Origin of the sequence: Polaromonas sp. A23 (genome assembly GCF_002001015.1) — a bacterium.
GTDB lineage: Bacteria > Pseudomonadota > Gammaproteobacteria > Burkholderiales > Burkholderiaceae_C > Polaromonas.
Window position 1 is genome coordinate 1 of record NZ_MUNO01000009.1, and the last position, 17,537, is coordinate 17,537.

The window sequence follows — 17,537 nt, forward strand, 5'->3', positions numbered from 1 at the left end:
CCCCCAGCCAGGCACCTCCAAGCCTGTATCAGCGCGCGCGCTGCAGCCCGCTGACTACCTGAAAAAAATCCTTACCGCACGTGTTTATGACGTAGCGGTCGAGTCCGCCCTGGAGCCGGCAAAAAACCTCAGCCGCCGTATGCACAACACGGTGCTGCTCAAGCGGGAAGACCAGCAGGCGGTGTTCAGCTTCAAGCTGCGCGGGGCGTACAACAAAATGGCACACCTGAGCGCGGCCCAGCTCAAAAAAGGCGTGATTTGCGCCTCGGCCGGCAACCATGCCCAAGGCGTGGCGCTCGGCGCACATAAGCTCGGAACCCGCGCCGTCATCGTCATGCCGGTCACCACGCCCCAGGTGAAGGTTGACGCGGTGAAGTCGTTTGGCGGCGAGGTCATCCTGCACGGTGACAGCTACTCCGACGCCTACCTCCACGCGGTCACGCTCGAGAAAAAAAACGGCCTGACTTTTGTGCACCCGTTTGACGACCCGGACGTGATTGCCGGCCAGGGCACGATTGCCATGGAAATCCTGCGCCAGATCCAGACCATAGGCAAAGGCTCGCTCGACGCCGTGTTTGTGGCCATTGGCGGCGGCGGCCTGATCTCTGGCGTAGCCAACTACATCAAGGCTGTGCGGCCCGAGGTCAAGGTCATTGGCGTGCAGATGAACGACTCGAACGCCATGGCGCTGTCGGTTGGCGCGGGCAAGCGCGTGACGCTGCCGGATGTGGGCCTGTTTGCCGACGGCACGGCCGTCAAGCTGGTGGGCGAGGAAACCTTCCGCATCAGCCGCGAGCTGGTCGATGAATTCATCACGGTGGACACCGACGCTGTGTGCGCGGCCATCAAGGACGTGTTCATCGACACGCGCAGCATCGTCGAGCCCTCCGGCGCCATGAGCGTAGCCGCCATCAAGCAGTACGTGGCCACCCACAAGACCAAAGGCGAGACTTACGCGGCCATTTTGTGCGGCGCCAACATGAACTTCGACCGCCTGCGTTTTGTGGCGGAGCGGGCCGAAGTGGGCGAGGAGCGCGAGGCCCTGTTCGCCGTGACGATTCCCGAAGAGCGCGGCAGCTTCCGCCGCTTTTGCGAGCTGATCGGCGAACTGCCGGGCGGCCCGCGCAGCGTGACAGAGTTCAATTACCGCATCAGCGATGCCAAGGAAGCCCACGTGTTTGTCGGCCTGACCACGCATGGCAAGGGCGAAAGCACAAAGATTGCCAATAATTTCAGCAAGCACGGCTTCAAAACGCTGGACCTGACCCACGACGACCTGGCCAAGGAACACATCCGTCACATGGTCGGCGGGCACACCGCCCTGTCAAACAATGAGCGTTTGCTGCGCTTTGTGTTTCCCGAGCGGCCAGGTGCACTAATGAAGTTTTTGGGCGCCATGAAACCCGGCTGGAACATCAGCCTTTTCCACTACCGCAACCAGGGCGCTGACTACGGGCGCATCCTGGTCGGCCTGCAGGTACCCAAGGCAGACAACAAGGCCTTCCAGGCCTTTCTCGACACCCTGGGCTACCCGCATGTGGAAGAAACCGACAATCCGGTTTACCGGCTGTTTCTGCAGGCCTGAAGAGGCTTTTTAATGACAGCAGCAGGCACCACCGCGGAACCCAATTCGTCGTGCCCTCGCTGCGGTGCCGCTTTCCGCTGCGGCATGGTCGGGGGAGATGCTGAGTGCTGGTGCGTCAAGCTGCCCCACATCATGCCGGTGCCGCCCATCCCCGCCACAACCACAACCACAACCGGCACGGCGGGAGCTTCCTGCTTTTGCCCCGCCTGCCTCCAGAAAATCACCAATGACCGACAACACGACGCTCCGCCTGCCCGTAATTGAGACCACCGCCAACACCGCGCTATCCGCCCGGCTGCAGCACAAGATCGACCACAAGACCAAGCCGCAGGGCGCCCTCGGCCAGCTCGAGGCCCTGGCGCTGCAGCTGGGCTTGATCCAGCGCAGCGAGGCCATCCGCTTCGAAGCGCCGCAAATGGTAGTGTTTGCCGCCGACCACGGCATTGCCAGTGAAGGCGTGTCGGCCTTCCCGCAGGCTGTGACGGTACAGATGGTGGGCAACATGCTGGCGGGCGGCGCCGCCGTCAATGTGTTTGCGCGCCAGCACGGTTTTGCCCTGCAGGTGGTGGATGCCGGCGTGGCCGCCGAGCTGGCCAACCATCCGCAACTGCTGAAACGGAAAATCGCCGCAGGTACGAACAACATCTGCGCCGGCCCGGCCATGACGCCGGCGCAGGCCACTGCCGCGCTGCAAGCCGGCATGGCAGTCATGAAAAGCCTGCCCGGCAACGTGGTGGCCTTTGGCGAGATGGGCATTGCCAACACCTCGACGGCGGCGCTGCTGCTGGCGCGGCTGGCCGACCTGCCGGTCAGCGATGTGGTCGGGCGCGGCACCGGACTCGACGATACGCAGCTGGCACACAAACAGGCCGTGTTGCAACGCGCGCTGGACCGGCATGCAGACGTTCACGAGCCGCTGGCCGTACTGGCCGCCCTCGGCGGCTTCGAAATCGCAATGATGAGCGGCGCCATGCTGCAGGCCGCCAGCGAGCGCCGCGTGGTACTGGTCGATGGTTTTATTGCGGGCGCTGCGGCCCTCGTGGCGCGGGCACTGGTGCCGCAGGTGCAGGACTACCTGGTGTTCTGCCACCGCTCGGCCGAGCGCGGCCATCATTTGCTGCTGGCCCATATGAAAGCCACACCATTGCTGAACCTGGACATGCGCCTCGGCGAAGGCACGGGCGCCCTGCTGGCCTGGCCGCTGCTGCAGTCAGCTGCCCTGTTCATGGCGGAAATGGCGAGTTTTGATTCGGCCGGGGTCAGCGGGAAGACGGAAACGTAAAGTCATGACTGGCTCGATGACGTTCCTGTGCATGTCTCGTCATCCCGGACTCGATCCGGGATCCATGCAGCATTTACCAACAAGCGTAATGATCCAGCATGGATTGCGGATCAGGCCCGCAATGACAGCCCATGCCGAAGCCAAGTCATGAGCCAGTTCATTCGCCACTACCTGCTGGCCGTCCAGTTTTTCACCCGCATTCCGGTCACGGGGCGTCTGGCCGAGTGGGTCGGCTACAGCCCGGCCATGCTGCGTGCCAGTGCTGCGCATTTCCCCGGCATCGGCTGGCTGGTCGGCGCCGTGGCGGCCGGGGTGTATGTGCTGCTGCTGGCCCTGCTGCCACCCGTGCCGTTCGCGCCGCTGGTGGCCGCTGCGCTGTCCACGCTGGCCACCGTGCTGCTGACCGGTGGCTTTCACGAAGACGGGTTGGCCGACGTGACCGATGGCCTGGGCGGCAGCTCCGAGCGTCACCGCGCACTGGAGATCATGAAGGATTCACGCGTCGGCGCCTTTGGTGCCATGGCGCTGGTGCTGGCCCTGTTGTGCAAGGTGGCGCTGCTGGCCCTGCTCGGTTCTGCAGAAAGCATGGCGTCCGGCGCGGAAGGAATCCCGTCCGAGGCGCCTTTCAACGGCTGGCTGGTGGCGATGGCGCTGTTTGCAGCGCACGTGGTTTCGCGCACCCTGCCGCTGATCTTGATCCGTGTGCTGCCGCATGTCGGCGATGCCGCAGGCTCCAAGTCCAAACCCTTGGCCGACCAAATCACGCTGACCAGCCTGGGGGTTGCATTCTTCTGGTGTTTTTCGGCTCTAGCCCTTGCCAGTTATGCACTGTCAGCTATCACTTTGATAGTGGCCTGCAGTTTTTCCGTGCTCGCCCTGCTGTGGATGGTCAGGCTGTTCACGCGCCGCCTGCAGGGTTTCACCGGTGACTGTCTGGGCGCCACGCAGCAAGTCTGCGAGATCGCGTTTTACCTCGGCCTGGCCATTGCGTTATGAAGCTCTGGCTGGTGCGCCACGCCCAGGTGTTGGCCGAGCCAGGCACCTGCTACGGCGTACTTGACGTCGAAGCGGACCCCGGCAGCACCCGCCAATGCGCGCTGGCACTCGCCGAAGTGTTGCCCCAGGGCGTGCTTGTCAAAACCTCTCCGCTACAAAGATGTGAGCAGCTTGCACAGGCACTGATTGGGCTGCGGCCCGATTTGACTCTTCAAATTGACGCGCGGCTACAGGAAATGAATTTTGGCGCCTGGGAAGGCCGGCTCTGGAGCGACATAGCGCGCAGCGAGTTCGATGCCTGGACCGCCAACTTCGCCGGCCACCCGGTTGGCGGCCATGGCGAAACCGTGAGCGCCCTGATGACGCGCGTGGCCGAAGCTTTCGACGAATTGCCGGCCAAACCGGACACCGTCTGGGTCACCCACGCCGGCATCATCCGCGCCGCCCAGCTGGTACACGCGGGCATACGCCAGGTGAGCCGCGCCGACCAGTGGCCCGAGGACGGCGTGGCCTGCGGACAATGGCGCACACTTGCGCTATCTTCCGCAGTAGACAGGTAAACCCATGGCAGCAACTCTGGACGGACAACTGGTGGTCGCGATTTCATCGCGCGCACTGTTTGACTTCGAAGAAGAAAACCGCGTGTTTGAAGACGGCATGGGGCAGCCGTCCGTGCCCGGCGCCAAAAAAGACGCTGCCTACATGCAGCTGCAGCTGGCCCGGCTCGACGTGCCGGCCAAACCCGGTGTGGCGTTTTCACTGGTCAAAAAACTGCTGGCCTTCAACGACGCACCCGACAGCCTCGACGAAGCCGCCGGTGCGGCCAAACTTGCACAGCGCGTGGAAGTGGTCATCCTTTCGCGCAACGACCCGGTGTCGGGCATGCGCGTGTTCCGCTCGGCCCAGCACTACGGCCTGAACATCCAGCGCGGCACCTTCAACCGCGGCGAGGCGCCGTGGCGCTACCTGAAACCTCTGCATGCCAACCTGTTCTTGTCAGCTCACCTCAGCGACGTGCGCGACGCGCTGGCGGCCGGCGTGCCTGCGGCGCAGGTTTACCCGCAGTCGGCCCATGCCAGCGACAAACACCCGAATGAAGTGCGCATTGCCTTCGACGGTGATGCCGTCATCTTTTCCGACGAGGCCGAGCGCGTGTTCCAGTCGCACGGCCTGACGGCCTTCCAGCAGCATGAGCGCGACAAGGCCACGCAGCCGCTGCTGGCCGGCCCCTTCAAGCCCTTGCTGGAGGCCCTGCACCGCCTGCAGCAGGTCGGCACCTCCAACATGCGCATACGCACAGCGCTGGTCACGGCGCGCAGTGCACCGGCGCATGAGCGTGCCATCCGCACACTGATGGACTGGAACATCGAGGTTGATGAAGCCATGTTCCTCGGTGGCCTGCCCAAGGGCGAGTTTTTGCGCGAGTTCGAACCCGACTTCTTCTTTGACGACCAGACCGGTCATGTCAACTCCGCCTCGCAACATGTGCCTTCGGGCCATGTGGTCAGCGGTGTGTCTAACCAGCCGTCGTAACACTGCATTACCCGAGGTATGTCATTGCGGACTTGTTCCGCAATCCATGCTTGCAAACCGATCGGCCGGTGGCTCACGCGGCATGGATCCCGGGTCACGCCCGGGATGACAGCAAGTGAACTCCTAGCGCCCCTGAAACCGGGCTGCGCGTTTTTCGACAAACGAGCGCACTCCTTCGGCCGCATCCTCACTGAGCGACAGCCCTTTTTGCACCGCAATGAAATCCTGCATCGCCAGCACGGGGCCATGCTCCACCGCCTTAAGTGCATTCCTTCGCGTCGCCACCACCGCCAGCGGCGCCTGCGCCGCAATGGTTTCGGCAATCCGTACGGCTTCGTCCAGCACCTGCCCGCGGGGCAACACCTTCTGCACAAAATTGAGGCGCAGGGCTTCGGCGGCACCAAATTCGTCGCCAGTCAGAAGATGCAGCAAGGCATTGCCCAGACCGGCGCGTTCGGCCATGCGCAGCGTGGCGCCGCCGGTAGCCATGATGCCGCGCTTGACTTCCAATTGTGAAAACCGGCAATCGTCCGCCGCCACCACAATATCGGCCGCCAGCATCAACTCGATGCCCAGCGTGTAGGTGATGCCCTGCACCGCCACCACCATGGGTTTGGTCCGGCGACGATAACCTTCCATGCCCAAATCGAGCGGATCGACCAGACCCAGGGGAACGGCTTTCTCGCCACGCTGCATCAGCGGCGCAATGGTCGGCAAGTCCAGACCCGCCGTGAAATGCTCACCCACGGCATGCAGCACGCCCACGCGCAGCGCCGGGTCGTCGTCCAGGCGGGTGTAGGCCTGGCCCAGTTCGCGAAACATCTTCGGCGTGAAGCCGTTGCGCTTGGCCGGGCGGTTGATGGCGATCAGCAGCAACGACCCCTGCACCGTGCAGTCAATGCTGCCTTCGGCCGAAAGTGTTGAGGTAGCGGGGGGAGTCGTCGATGTGTTCATCCGGTCATCCTAGCGGCGTCGCAGCAGTCAACCATTCGCCAAAGCGACAGGACGCCCCACTACACTGGCAACCATTGCCTTTTCAAGGATGACACCCATGGCTTCAACGCCCCCGCTTTCCCCCGCTCTCGGCAAGTTCGCCAGCTTCAAGGACTTTTGCCGCAAGTCCTGGGCCCTGGCCAAACCCTATTTCCAGTCCGAAGACAAATGGAAAGCCCGCGGACTGCTGCTGGCCATCGTGCTGCTGAACCTGGGCGCGGTCTACATGCTGGTGCTGCTCAACGAATGGAACCGGGTGTTCTATGACGCGCTGCAGGAGAAAAACCAGCCGGTGTTCTGGGAACAGCTGGGACGCTTCACTTATCTGGCTTTTGCCTTCATCATCATTGCGGTTTACCGCTTCTATTTGACTCAGTTGCTGGAGGTTCGCTGGCGCGCCTGGATGACTGCGCATTACCTGAAGCGCTGGCTGGCCGACCACGCTTTCTACCAGATGGAACTGGCCCGCTATGCCAGCAACGAAGACAAGGCAGCAACCACGCCGGACAACCCCGACCAGCGTATCCAGGAAGACCTGAACCTGTTCACCACCTACACCGTGTCGCTCAGCATGGGCCTGCTCAACGCGGTGGTCACGCTGCTGAGTTTTGTCGGTATCCTGTGGAGCCTTTCCGGCCCGTTTGCCTTCACGCTGGGAGGAACCAGCTTCAACATCCCCGGCTTCATGGTCTGGATGGCGGTGCTGTACTGCACCGTGGGCAGTGTCCTGACACATTACATCGGGCGACCCCAGATCAGGCTCAACTTTCTGCAGCAACGTTATGAGGCCGATTTTCGCCACCACCTGGTGCGGGTGCGCGAGTACAGCGAATCAATTGCGCTGGACAAGGGCGAAACGGTTGAACGCGTGCATCTGGACACACGGTTTTCCACCGTGCTCGGCAACTACCTGACACTGATCAAAAAGCAGAAAAACCTGATCTGGTTCACCAACTTCTTCGGCCAGGCCGCGGTGGTGTTTCCATTCATCGTGGCGGCCCCGCGCTTTTTCAGCGGCGCCATCCAGCTCGGGCAACTGATGCAGATCTCGTCGGCTTTTGGCCGCGTGCAGGACTCGCTGAGCTGGTTTGTCGACAACTACAGCAGCCTGGCCGCCTGGCGTGCCACCACAGACCGTTTGACCGGATTTGAAGAGAGTTTTGTGGCCCTGGCCCAGGCACGGCGGGCGCAAGCAGCTATTAATTCAGTAGCAATCAATGATTCCACCGACAGCCTGGACACGCAGGATCTGACCCTGACCCTGCCCACCGGTGCTGTTCTGCTGGCCGGGCTCTCGCTGCACGCCAAAGCCGGCGACAACGTATTGATTAAGGGTCCGTCGGGCAGCGGGAAATCAACGCTGTTCCGGGCGCTGGCCGGCATCTGGCCCTTCAGCCGGGGTCGCACGACCCTGCCCGCCAACGCGATGTTCATTCCCCAGCGGCCGTATTTCCCGAACGGCAGCTTGCGTGACGCCCTGGCGTATCCGCAACCGGCCGCCAGCTACAGCGACGCGCAGCTTCAGCAGGCACTGGAAGACGCACTGCTGCCAAAGCTGACTCACCGGCTGGACGACGAAGACGCCTGGAGCCAGAAGCTTTCGGGTGGTGAGCAGCAACGCCTGGCGATTGCCCGCGTGCTGCTGAAAAAACCGGCCTGGCTATTCGCGGACGAAGCCACCAGCGCACTCGACGAAGACGCAGAAAAGACGCTGTACGAACGGCTGCTGGCACAGACGAAGCAGGCGGGGGGCGCCATTGTCTCCATCGCGCACCGGCCGACGGTGGCGGCCTTTCATGGCAAACGCTGGGAACTGGAAAAGCAGCCTGAGGGCTCGCCGGCGCTGTACCAGCTCAAGGAGACAACAGCGTGATTGCCGTCACACCACCAGCCCCTTACTACGCCGTGATCTTCACCTCGTTGCGCACGGACGTTGACCAAGGTTATGGCGACATGGCCGACCGCATGGTGGCGCTGGCGGCCCAACAGCCCGGGTTTCTGGGTGTGGAATCAGCCCGCGAAGACGTCGGCATTACGGTCAGCTACTGGGAAAGCCTGGAGGCCATCCGGGCCTGGAAGGCCAATGCCGAACACCTGGTGGCGCAGCAAACGGGGCGCAGGGATTGGTACCGCCAGTACAAAACGCGCATCGCCAAAGTCGAACGCGACTACGGCTTCGACAGCGCAGCCGCGTAGGCCGCATAGCCGCGCAAACGCAGCTCGCAGGCCGGGCACTGGCCGCAGCCGTAGCCCCAGGCGTGGCGGTGTTCGCGGTCGCCCAGGTAACAGGTGTGGGTATGTTCAATGATCAGGTCCACCAGCTCGCGGCCACCCAGCGACTCGGCCAGTGCCCAGGTGGCCGCCTTGTCTATCCACATCAGCGGTGTGTCGATCAGGAAGCGCTTGTCCATGCCCAGCGACAAGGCCAGCTGCATGGCTTTCATGGTGTCGTCGCGGCAGTCGGGGTAGCCTGAAAAGTCGGTCTCGCACACACCCGTCACCAACACCTGCAAATCGCGCCGGTAGGCCAGCGCTGCAGCCAGCGTGAGGAACAGCAGGTTGCGGCCCGGCACGAAGGTGTTGGGCAGGCCTGAGCTTTCCATTTTGAAAGCCGTATCGCGTGTCAGTGAGGTCTCGCTGACCTGCCCCAGCACGGCAAGGTCCAGGAAGTGGTCCTCGCCCAGCTTGTGCGCCCACTGCGGAAACTGCGCCCTGATTTCGCGCAGCACCACCAGACGCGCCTGCAGCTCCACGCTGTGCCGCTGGCCATAGTCGAAGCCCACGGTTTCGACGCGTTCGTATTTGGACAGCGCCTGGGCCAGGCAGGTGGTGGAGTCCTGCCCGCCAGAGAAAAGGACGAGAGCGGTGGTGTGCATGGTGGTGTGGCAGTCAGTCTGAAAGCAGACCGGTATTGTGCCCGCGCCTTAAAACCAGCCGGGCACAGTTTGACATTCACCAGACAGACAAAGCATCGCGGTGTCGGGCAATCAGACCGTACCGAGGAACCGGAACTGCGGCAAGGGGCGCTTGCCGTCTATCAGCTCTGCCATCGCCTTGCCCGAGCCGGCGCCATGCGTCCAGCCCAATGTGCCGTGGCCGGCATTGACCCAGAGCTTGTTCACCTGGGTCTTGCCGATGTAGGGGATGTTGGTGGGGGTGGCAGGCCGCAGGCCAGTCCAGAAGTTGGGATCTCCACCCTGTTCTTCATTTCGCGTGTCGCACACACCCGGCAAGACCTGTTCGATGCGATCGGCCAGCATCTGGCAACGGGCTTTGGCCAACGGTGTGTCAAGCGACATTCCGTAACCCGCCACTTCAATCGTGCCGGCAACACGCAAGGTGTCGCCCAGCCGGCTGATGGCGCATTTGACTTCGTCGTCAATGGCGCTCACCCAGGGAGCGAGTTCCGGCTTGAGCAGCTTGAAGGTGGCGCTGTAGCCCTTGCCAGGGTAAATGGAGAGGTCCACGCCAGCGGTGCGCAGCAAGGGCGCAGACCACGAGCCGCAGGCGACTACAAAAGCGTCGGCGGTCCATGCCAATGCCTCACCGTTGCTGCGATTGCGCAGATGCACCGAGCTGATCGCGCCGCCGGATTTTTCCAACCGCACGATGTCGTGCCCATAAACAAACCGAACACCGGCCGCCTCGCACCTTTGGGCCAGCTCTTGCGTGAACACGCGTGCGTCGCCGCTTTCGTCACTGGCGGTGTAAGTGCCGCCTACGATGTGATCCGCAAACGAGCGGTAAGCGGGTTCTATCTCGAACAGTTCACTGCGGCTCACCACCCGGCGATTGACGCCGAAGTCGCGCATCAGGGCCGCTGCCTGGGCCGCGGAGTCAAACGACTGCTGGTCGGTGTAGTAATGGGCAATTCCCCGCTCCAGCCGGTTGTAGCTAATGCCCGTGTGCTCGACGATATCCTTCAACGCCTCGTGGCTGTAGGCACCCAGCGCCACGATCTGCTCGACGTTGCGACGAAAGGCCGCGTCGGTGCACTGGCTCAAAAACTGCAGGCCCCAGCGCCACTGGCGCCAGTCGAGCGTGGGCCGGAACAGCAGCGGTGCGTCGTTGCGGAACATCCACTTGAGCAGCTTGCCCGGCGCTTCCGGGTTGGCCCAAGGCTCGCAGTAACTCACGGAAATCTGCGCCGCGTTGGCGAAGCTGGTTTCCATGGCGGCGCCGGCCTGGCGGTCGACCACAGTCACCTCGTGCCCGCGCTGGACCAGATGCCAGGCGGTACTGACGCCGATGATGCCGGCTCCCATCACAATGATTTTCATGGGCGCTAGTCTGGCCGAGCTTGCCGCAAATTAACAGTCTCGTTAAACTCTTTGCCAAATCATTAGGAAGGCTAATACGCCCATGTATGACCCTCTTGCCCTTGAATGCCTGGCCGCCATCGTCGAAGAAGGCGGTTTTGAGCGCGCTGCCCAGCGCCTGAACGTCACCCAGTCGGCCATCTCGCAACGCCTGCGGGTGCTGGAAGGCCAAGTCGGCGCCATCCTGATCGTGCGCAGCCGACCGCTGAAGGCCACCTCGGCCGGAAAGCTGCTGCTCAAGCACACCCGACAGCTACGCCTGATACGCGCCGATCTTGAGCGCGACCTGAAAGAGCTGGCGCCGGGTTTGTCGGGAGGCGTGCGTGAAGAAGAGCGCATCTCGATCGCCGTCAACGCCGACAGCATTGCGAGCTGGGCGCTGGATGCGCTGACCGGCCTGGTCAGGCAGGGCTTGCCGGTTGAAATCATTGTGGACGACCAGGATTTCACGCACGACTGGTTGCGCCAGGGCCACGTGCTGGGCTGCGTCACCACCCTGAAGCAAGCACTGCGCGGCTGCAAGGTGGCCCATCTCGGCGCCATGAACTATGTGGCTGTTGCCGAGCCTGCTTACGCAAAAAAGCATCTGGCGGGCGGGCTGGATGCCTCCAATTTCCGCAACGTGACCTACATAGCCTTTAACCGCAAAGACGACGGACAAAGCGAGTTTGTCGCCAAGGCGGTGGGCCTGAAGCGGGTCGCGCTGAGCCAGCTGTTTGTTCCCAGCTCCGAAGGCCAGTTACGCGCAGCCCTGGCCGGATGGGGGGTGAGCGTTCTGCCAGAGCTGCTGGTTCGCGGCGCGATCAAAAGCGGCGCGTTGGTCAACGTGGCACCCAAGCACACGCTGCCGGTGCAGCTGTTCTGGCATTGCTGGAACCTGGAATCCGCTGTGCTGGACTCGATTTCGGCCGCACTGTCCACCGAGGCGGGCAAGTTGCTGAGCTGAAACCGCCGTGCGCTGCCCGATTTTTTCTTTGGGCGAAAATGGCGGCTTTTCCAACATCTGCATTTCTTCACATCCATGAACATCGAAAAAGACACCGCCGTCACCCTGCGCTTCAAGGTCGCCGAAATCCAGGGCAAGCTGATCGAAGAAAGCAAGGAACCCATGGTTTACCTGCACGGGGGTTATGGCAACACTCTGCCCAAGATTGAAGAAGCGCTTGAAGGAAAAACGCGCGGCTACCAGACCACGCTTGAGTTGCAGCCCGAAGACGCCTTTGGCTTGCGTGATGAAGACCTGCTGCGGACCATTCCCAAAAGCCAGTTTCCGCCTGGCGTGAAGGTAGGCGGCCAGCTTGAAGGCCGCGACAACGACGGCAAGCCGCACGCCTTTACCGTGACAAAAATCAAGGGCGACACCGTTCTGCTGGATGGCAACCACCCGCTGGCCGGCAAGGCCCTGCGTTTCAGCCTAACGGTGACAGACGTGCGCAAGGCGAGCGAAGAAGAAATTGCGCATCGCCATGTGCATGGCGAACACGGCCACCACCACTGAGCACCGGCGGGCACGAAACCCCAAGTACCGGGGCTTTCAGGCTTTCTTGAGGTAGCAGGCTTTCAGCATGAAGCTGCCGCCGTCCATCTTGCAGTCCACCTCATGGTCGCCGCCGCTCAGGCGAATGCTCTTGACCTTGGTGCCCATCTTGAGGGTGATGGATGAACCCTTGACCTTCAGGTCCTTGATCAGCACCACGGCATCGCCATCAGCCAGCGGCTGGCCGTTGGCGTCCCTGACGATGGCGTCGGCGCTGTCGTCTGCTTGCGCAGCTTCAAGCTTGGGCCACTCATGGCCACAGTCGGCGCACACATGGTTGTCGCCATCGGGGTAAGTGTTTTCCTGGGCACATTGGGGGCAGGCGGGGCTGGGGGTGGGCATGGTTCCGTTCCGGTAGCAGGTGGGTAGTTTCTCATGCCCGTGCAAGCCTTCCGGTATCCCCGCCGGCGCCGTCCGGAGTAGCCGGCATCAGCCCGGCCGCCTGTTCGCGCAACTGCGGCGACTGCAGCTTGCGCTGTTGGCGAAATCTTCAAAAGAAATCGGCCTTTAGCCCTTATGTTACGGGCGTAGGTAGCTCCTGTTTTTATAGCAATTCAGTCCGACTCACGCATGCTGCTCCAGCAACTGTTGCGCCCAGGCATGCAGGGCTTCGCGCAACGCCGGCGGCTCGTGGATCTCAAAAGCAAAGGACAACCGCGCCAGCTGCCGCGCAAACCAGGGCACGCTGTCGGTCTGGCTGTGCAGCAGCACGCCCTGCTCCGACGGCTGGAACACACCAATGCTCTCCGGCAGTTCCATTTGTGCGGTCTGCAAATCTGTCTTCAGCAACACGCGAACAGGCGTGGCACGCGGCAGGGTGGCCAGGCCCAGCGCCAGGTGCTGCACTGCATTGAAGTCCACCGGCGGTGTGAACACGGCATTAAGCGGCTGAACCTGGCGCACACGGTCCAGCCTGAAGGAGCGCAGCTCTTCCCGCAGGTGACAGCGGCCCACCGCATACCAGCGCCCGCCCCGGTAAGCCAGGCCATAAGGATCGAAATCCCGCTCGGTGTCCACATCATCCGCGGAGCGATAGCTCAGGTGCACACGCTGCCAGCCGTGCGCCGCGGCGCTTAGCGCCAGCAGCGCCGTGTTGTCACCCGGCGCAACCGAACGGCTGAGGTCCAGCGACACCGTTTCTGCCAGGGCCCGGATGCGGGTCTTCAGTTTGCCGGGCATCACACGCTCAAGCTTGGCCTGCGCGCTTTGAACCGCGGTCCCGCCTTCCGCCAGGCCCAGACCGCGCGCAGCAACCAGGCCGATGGAGAGGGCCAGGGCTTCATCGTCCGTGAACATCATGGGCGGCAGCTTGAAACCGGCGATCAGGCTGTAGCAACCGTAGCGCCCGCGCTCGGCGACCACAGGAATTCCCAGGTCCTCCAGTTTGGCAATGTAGCGGCGCAGCGTCCGGCCATCGACCTCCAGGCGCCGTGCCAGCTCGGCCCCGCTGAGCTTGCCGTGGGCCTGCAGCAGCTCCAGCACCGTGAGTACGCGCGTCGTGGGTGAATACATGGCAAAAAGTCTAGCCGGTAATTAGGACTGATATCGCCCTGTTACCTTTTTAAGCTTCATGTCCACCCACCCGGCGAAGCGCCACGCAACCGACAGACATGAAAACAATCACTTCGAGGAACACCCAGGATTTCGCCCCGCCTGCCGACGGGAGGCACGACTTCAACTTCATCGCCGGCCGCTGGCTTGTCAGCAACAAGCGCCTGGTGAAACGCCTGCAAGGCTGCACCGAATGGGAGAACCTTGAAGGATTTCAGGACGGCGCCCTGCTTCTGGACGGACTGGGCAACATGAACGACCTGGTGCTGGAAGGCCAGAAAACCACCGGCATGGCCTTGCGCTTTTTCAACCCGCACACCCGGCAATGGAGCATCTATTGGGTCAACCACGGCGATGGCGTCATGCATCCGCCGGTGTCAGGCACCTTCGCCAAAGGGGTGGGCCGCTTTGAAGGACCCGGCGCGCATGAAGGACGGGCGATCCGGGTACGCACGCTCTGGTCGGACATCACGCCCCGCAGCGCCCGCTGCGAAAAGGCATTTTCAGAAGACGGCGGACGCCACTGGGAAACGAATTCGGTCCTGACCCTCACCCGGCCCGTTTATCACCCGGCTTCCTGCTGAACCCCTTGAACCACTTAGATCAATTAGAAAAAAGGCACTCACTCGATGGATCACTTCTCTCACCTCTGGCTCTTCTTTCTCATGGTGCTGGGCATCATCATCCTGCCGGGCATGGACATGGCTTTTGTCATGGCCAGTTCGCTCACCGGCGGCCGGAAGTCCGGCCTGTTTGCGGTGGGTGGTGTGGTTGCCGGCGGCATCTGCCATGTGATTGCCGGCGCATTGGGCTTGAGCCTGTTGCTGCAGCTGGTTCCCGGCATGGTCACGGTCATGCTGGTAGCGGGCAGTGCCTATATCGCCTGGATAGGCTGGTCACTGCTGCGCAGCACTTCAGTCTTTGGCGCACTGCCGGCCGTCGGCCGCCCTTCCCCGTGGCGCACGTTCCGCCAGGCGGCGCTGACCTGCCTGCTCAATCCGAAAGCCTACTTGTTCATGCTCGCCATTTTTCCGCAGTTCTTGCGCCTCGAATACGGCGCGTTGTGGATCCAGGCAATGGCACTCGGACTGATCATTGCCTTCACGCAAGTCGGGGTGTACGGAGCGCTGGCGCTGGCCGCGGGAGAAGCGCGCCAGTGGCTGGCCGACCAGCCGGCCGCAGGAACCATCGCAGCGCGGGCCGTGGGCCTGATGCTGATACTGGGCGCTGTGTTCACGGCCTGGCAGGGCTGGGGCCAGTTCTGAGCTTTGGCCTATTCCGTTTCTAAATCATTCGTGAACGCGAAGGCGAAGCGACGACAGTACAAACGTACGGCTAGCGAAGCCGACAAAGTGCACGGATGATTTAGAAATGGAATTATTTAGCCAACTCTGCTTCAAAGAGGTCCAGCTCTTCATCCAGTGTCCCGCGGTTGCGGAAATTCCGGTCGGCCTTGCCGTACCAATACTCCGCGTCTTCCAGATCGCCTTCCTGAATATGCAAAATGCCGTGCAGCCAGGCAGACAGCAGCGATTCATCGCTCTGCACAAGTTGATGTGCCTCGTTCCAGCGCCCTGCGCGCATGTGAACCAGAACTTGGCGAAGAATGTCCATTGGCAGTTCCTTGAATGGGTTAAGGATGCATTGTCGCGGGACCCGCCACAGGCGTCGAGGCACCAGCGGTGTGGTGTAGCCTTGCGCCATGGACTCGCTGATTACCGCCTCCGCACGTGCGCTTGCAGCCGGCGACGCGCTCGGCGCCCTCAAACGGGTGGCCCTTCGCGACGACCCGCCAGCACTGGCCCTTCGCGGCATCGCCATGGCCCAATTGGGTGAGCACCCGCGCGCCCGCGAGCTCCTGAAGCGCGCTGCCCGTGGCTTCGGTGCCCATGAGGAACTCGCACGTGCCCGCTGCGTGGTGGCAGAAGCCGAGGTGGCGCTGGCCATGCGCGACTTCGCCGGCTCGCCGCGCGCGCTGGCGGCAGCGGCGGCCACGCTGGAGGCGCATGCCGACAATGCCAACGCGCTGCAGGCGTGGCTCATCACGGCGCGTCGGCTGTTGTTGCTGGGCCGCTTGAGCGAGGCAGCGGCCGCGCTGGCGAAGCTGGATGCGCGTGGCCTGCCGCCGTCGCTGAGGACCGTGGCGGAGCTGACCGCAGCCGAACTGGCCTTGCGCTCGCTGCGCGTCGGCGAGGCGCGGATGGCGCTGGCGCGTGCGCAGGCGGCGGCTGAGCGCGCGCAGGTGCCTGCGCTCATGGCCGAGGTCACTGAAGCGCGCGCTGCACTTGACCGACCCGCCGCCCGGCGCCTCACCGCCGATGGCGAGCAAGCGCTGCGACTCGATGAGGTTTCAGCGCTCCTGGCTTCAGATGCGCTGGTGGTCGACGCCTGCCGCCGCGGGCTGGGCGCCGGCGACCAATGGCGGCCTCTGGCGCGCCGGCCTGTGCTGTTCTCGCTGGCACGTTCACTCGCTGAAGCATGGCCCGGTGACGTGAGCCGCGAAGCCTTGATCGAATTCGCCTTTCGCACCAAACGCCCTGACGAAACGCACAGGGCGCGTCTGAGGGTGGAGATCGGCCGTCTGCGCGCGCTGGTCAAGACGCTCACAACCATCGAAGCAACCGAGCGGGGGTTTATCTTGAAGCCATTCGGCAGTCGCGACGTCGCCGTGCTGGCGCCGCCGATTGACGGCGAACAGGCCTCGCTGGTAGCGCTGCTCTCTGACGGCGCGGCCTGGTCCACCTCCGCCCTGGCGCTGGCCCTGGGAGCAAGCCAGCGCACCGTGCAGCGGGCACTCGCCGATCTCGAAACCGACGGGCGGGTGCGCTCCATCGGCCGGGCACGGGCACAGCGTTGGCTGGCGCCGCCGCTGGCGGGATTCACGACGATCTTGTTACTCCCCGCTTCGCTGCCGATTGGATAGAGTTGTCTCCATGGCGCTGATTCACAGCGCGACAAGGAGCAACGATGACGAGCAAGACCCTCAAGAAAACACCCGAACCCAAGGCGCGCCCCGCCGAGATCGTTCGCGAGTACGGTTTCCCCGGCGTCAATGATGTCGCTGGCGTCACCCACGACGGCCAGCGCGTCTGGGCCGCCACCGGCGCAACACTGATTGCCTTCGACCCCACCAGCGGCGAGCAGACGCGCACGCTGGAGTGCGCTGGCGACGCCGGCACGGCATTCGACGGCAAACACCTCTACCAGATCGCCGAGACGCGCATCGACAAGATCGACCCGGTCACCGGCAAGGTGGTGGCGACCATCCCGGCGCCCGGCAGCGGCAGCGACTCGGGCCTGACCTGGGCAGAAGGCAGCCTGTGGGTGGGCCAGTACCGCGACCGGAAGATCCACCAGGTTGACCCGAAGACAGGCGCCATCCAGCGCACGATTGAATCCAACCGTTTCGTCACTGGCGTTACCTGGGTAGACGGCGAGCTGTGGCACGGCACCTGGGAGGGCGACGACAGCGAGATCCGCCGCATCGACCCGCAAAGCGGCGCCGTGCTCGAGCGACTCGAGATGCCGCACGGCGCCGGCGTCAGCGGCCTGGAGTCTGACGGCGCGGACCTCTTTTATTGCGGCGGCGGCAAGAGCGGCAAAGTCCGCGCCGTGCGGCGGCCCAAAGCTGAAAAAGCCGCATAGAACGAAGCGCAGGGCATAGCCCTTGCGCTGACAACCCCATTCGGTCATTGGACCGATAACCAGCGCACCCGTTTCCAGCCCGGGTCGGGCAGCGCA

General features: G+C 63.2%; 20 protein-coding genes. 14 read left to right on the top strand and 6 right to left on the bottom strand.

The genetic code is table 11. The features are described from left to right. Positions 1 to 40 precede the first annotated feature (40 nt). From ilvA to B0B52_RS04020, 6 genes are all read left to right on the top strand, one after another. Complete coding sequence (gene ilvA, locus B0B52_RS03995) at positions 41 to 1,585, top strand: threonine ammonia-lyase, biosynthetic (RefSeq protein ID WP_077592383.1); 1,545 nt, start codon at positions 41 to 43, stop codon at positions 1,583 to 1,585. Between the two features lie 84 nt (positions 1,586 to 1,669). Next, positions 1,670 to 1,849: a cysteine-rich CWC family protein gene (locus B0B52_RS04000; protein ID WP_254425634.1), complete on the top strand. Its 180-nt coding sequence runs from the start codon at positions 1,670 to 1,672 to the stop codon at positions 1,847 to 1,849. Beyond that, the gene (cobT, locus tag B0B52_RS04005) at positions 1,812 to 2,867 is read left to right on the top strand and encodes a nicotinate-nucleotide--dimethylbenzimidazole phosphoribosyltransferase (protein ID WP_077592332.1); all 1,056 of its coding nucleotides are present in this window, start codon (positions 1,812 to 1,814) and stop codon (positions 2,865 to 2,867) included. Before B0B52_RS04000 ends, cobT begins: the two co-directional genes overlap by 38 nt. Before the next feature lie 147 nt (positions 2,868 to 3,014). Further along, entirely contained in the window at positions 3,015 to 3,863 is an 849-nt protein-coding gene (locus B0B52_RS04010; protein WP_077592333.1) for an adenosylcobinamide-GDP ribazoletransferase, read from the top strand. Next, complete coding sequence (locus B0B52_RS04015; RefSeq protein WP_077592334.1) at positions 3,860 to 4,423, top strand: histidine phosphatase family protein; 564 nt, start codon at positions 3,860 to 3,862, stop codon at positions 4,421 to 4,423. Before B0B52_RS04010 ends, B0B52_RS04015 begins: the two co-directional genes overlap by 4 nt. A gap of 4 nt (positions 4,424 to 4,427) precedes the next feature. Then, positions 4,428 to 5,396: a 5'-nucleotidase gene (locus B0B52_RS04020; RefSeq protein WP_077592335.1), complete on the top strand. Its 969-nt coding sequence runs from the start codon at positions 4,428 to 4,430 to the stop codon at positions 5,394 to 5,396. A gap of 123 nt (positions 5,397 to 5,519) precedes the next feature. Here the strand turns inward: B0B52_RS04020 and B0B52_RS04025 are convergent, their stop codons facing one another. Continuing rightward, a complete protein-coding gene (locus B0B52_RS04025; protein WP_077592336.1) occupies positions 5,520 to 6,350 on the bottom strand; it encodes a crotonase/enoyl-CoA hydratase family protein in 831 nt (276 codons plus the stop codon). Positions 6,351 to 6,447: 97 nt separating this feature from the next. Between B0B52_RS04025 and B0B52_RS04030 the strand changes: the two genes are divergently transcribed. Together B0B52_RS04030 and B0B52_RS04035 are read left to right on the top strand one after the other, a co-directional pair. Continuing rightward, positions 6,448 to 8,262: an ABC transporter ATP-binding protein/permease gene (locus B0B52_RS04030; RefSeq protein WP_077592337.1), complete on the top strand. Its 1,815-nt coding sequence runs from the start codon at positions 6,448 to 6,450 to the stop codon at positions 8,260 to 8,262. Continuing rightward, the gene (locus tag B0B52_RS04035; protein WP_077592338.1) at positions 8,259 to 8,585 is read left to right on the top strand and encodes an antibiotic biosynthesis monooxygenase; all 327 of its coding nucleotides are present in this window, start codon (positions 8,259 to 8,261) and stop codon (positions 8,583 to 8,585) included. The genes B0B52_RS04030 and B0B52_RS04035 overlap by 4 nt, the downstream gene beginning before the upstream one ends. Here the strand turns inward: B0B52_RS04035 and queC are convergent. Both queC and B0B52_RS04045 read right to left on the bottom strand, forming a co-directional pair. Continuing rightward, positions 8,558 to 9,265 (bottom strand): 7-cyano-7-deazaguanine synthase QueC, encoded by a 708-nt coding sequence (gene queC, locus B0B52_RS04040; protein WP_077592339.1) that lies wholly within the window; start codon positions 9,263 to 9,265, stop codon positions 8,558 to 8,560. The genes B0B52_RS04035 and queC overlap by 28 nt on opposite strands. A 111-nt stretch (positions 9,266 to 9,376) precedes the next feature. Next, positions 9,377 to 10,669: a D-amino acid dehydrogenase gene (locus tag B0B52_RS04045; protein ID WP_077592340.1), complete on the bottom strand. Its 1,293-nt coding sequence runs from the start codon at positions 10,667 to 10,669 to the stop codon at positions 9,377 to 9,379. A gap of 82 nt (positions 10,670 to 10,751) precedes the next feature. On the opposite strand from B0B52_RS04045, the gene B0B52_RS04050 reads away from it, so the two are divergent. Continuing rightward, on the top strand, positions 10,752 to 11,654 hold the full coding sequence (locus B0B52_RS04050; RefSeq protein ID WP_077592341.1) for a LysR family transcriptional regulator ArgP: 903 nt from the start codon (positions 10,752 to 10,754) through the stop codon (positions 11,652 to 11,654). A 75-nt stretch (positions 11,655 to 11,729) separates the two neighbouring features. Further along, on the top strand, positions 11,730 to 12,206 hold the full coding sequence (locus B0B52_RS04055) for a peptidylprolyl isomerase (protein WP_077592342.1): 477 nt from the start codon (positions 11,730 to 11,732) through the stop codon (positions 12,204 to 12,206). A 36-nt stretch (positions 12,207 to 12,242) separates the two neighbouring features. Here the strand turns inward: B0B52_RS04055 and B0B52_RS04060 are convergent, their stop codons facing one another. Both B0B52_RS04060 and B0B52_RS04065 read right to left on the bottom strand, forming a co-directional pair. Beyond that, a complete protein-coding gene (locus B0B52_RS04060) occupies positions 12,243 to 12,587 on the bottom strand; it encodes a zinc ribbon domain-containing protein YjdM (RefSeq protein WP_077592343.1) in 345 nt (114 codons plus the stop codon). A gap of 222 nt (positions 12,588 to 12,809) precedes the next feature. Continuing rightward, positions 12,810 to 13,757: a YafY family protein gene (locus B0B52_RS04065; RefSeq protein WP_077592344.1), complete on the bottom strand. Its 948-nt coding sequence runs from the start codon at positions 13,755 to 13,757 to the stop codon at positions 12,810 to 12,812. A 98-nt stretch (positions 13,758 to 13,855) separates the two neighbouring features. Here B0B52_RS04065 and B0B52_RS04070 point away from each other — a divergent pair, with 98 nt between their 5' ends. Continuing rightward, positions 13,856 to 14,380, top strand: coding sequence for a hypothetical protein (locus tag B0B52_RS04070; RefSeq protein ID WP_077592345.1), 525 nt, complete (start codon positions 13,856 to 13,858; stop codon positions 14,378 to 14,380). Between the two features lie 45 nt (positions 14,381 to 14,425). Further along, a complete protein-coding gene (locus tag B0B52_RS04075; RefSeq protein WP_077592346.1) occupies positions 14,426 to 15,061 on the top strand; it encodes a LysE family translocator in 636 nt (211 codons plus the stop codon). A 112-nt stretch (positions 15,062 to 15,173) separates the two neighbouring features. On the opposite strand, the gene B0B52_RS04080 is transcribed toward B0B52_RS04075, so the two are convergent. Then, positions 15,174 to 15,410 (bottom strand): hypothetical protein, encoded by a 237-nt coding sequence (locus tag B0B52_RS04080; protein WP_077592347.1) that lies wholly within the window; start codon positions 15,408 to 15,410, stop codon positions 15,174 to 15,176. Positions 15,411 to 15,498: 88 nt separating this feature from the next. Here B0B52_RS04080 and B0B52_RS04085 point away from each other — a divergent pair, with 88 nt between their 5' ends. Continuing rightward, a complete protein-coding gene (locus B0B52_RS04085; RefSeq protein WP_077592348.1) occupies positions 15,499 to 16,719 on the top strand; it encodes a helix-turn-helix domain-containing protein in 1,221 nt (406 codons plus the stop codon). A gap of 44 nt (positions 16,720 to 16,763) precedes the next feature. Beyond that, positions 16,764 to 17,441, top strand: coding sequence for a hypothetical protein (locus B0B52_RS04090; RefSeq protein ID WP_077592349.1), 678 nt, complete (start codon positions 16,764 to 16,766; stop codon positions 17,439 to 17,441). Positions 17,442 to 17,537 lie beyond the last annotated feature (96 nt).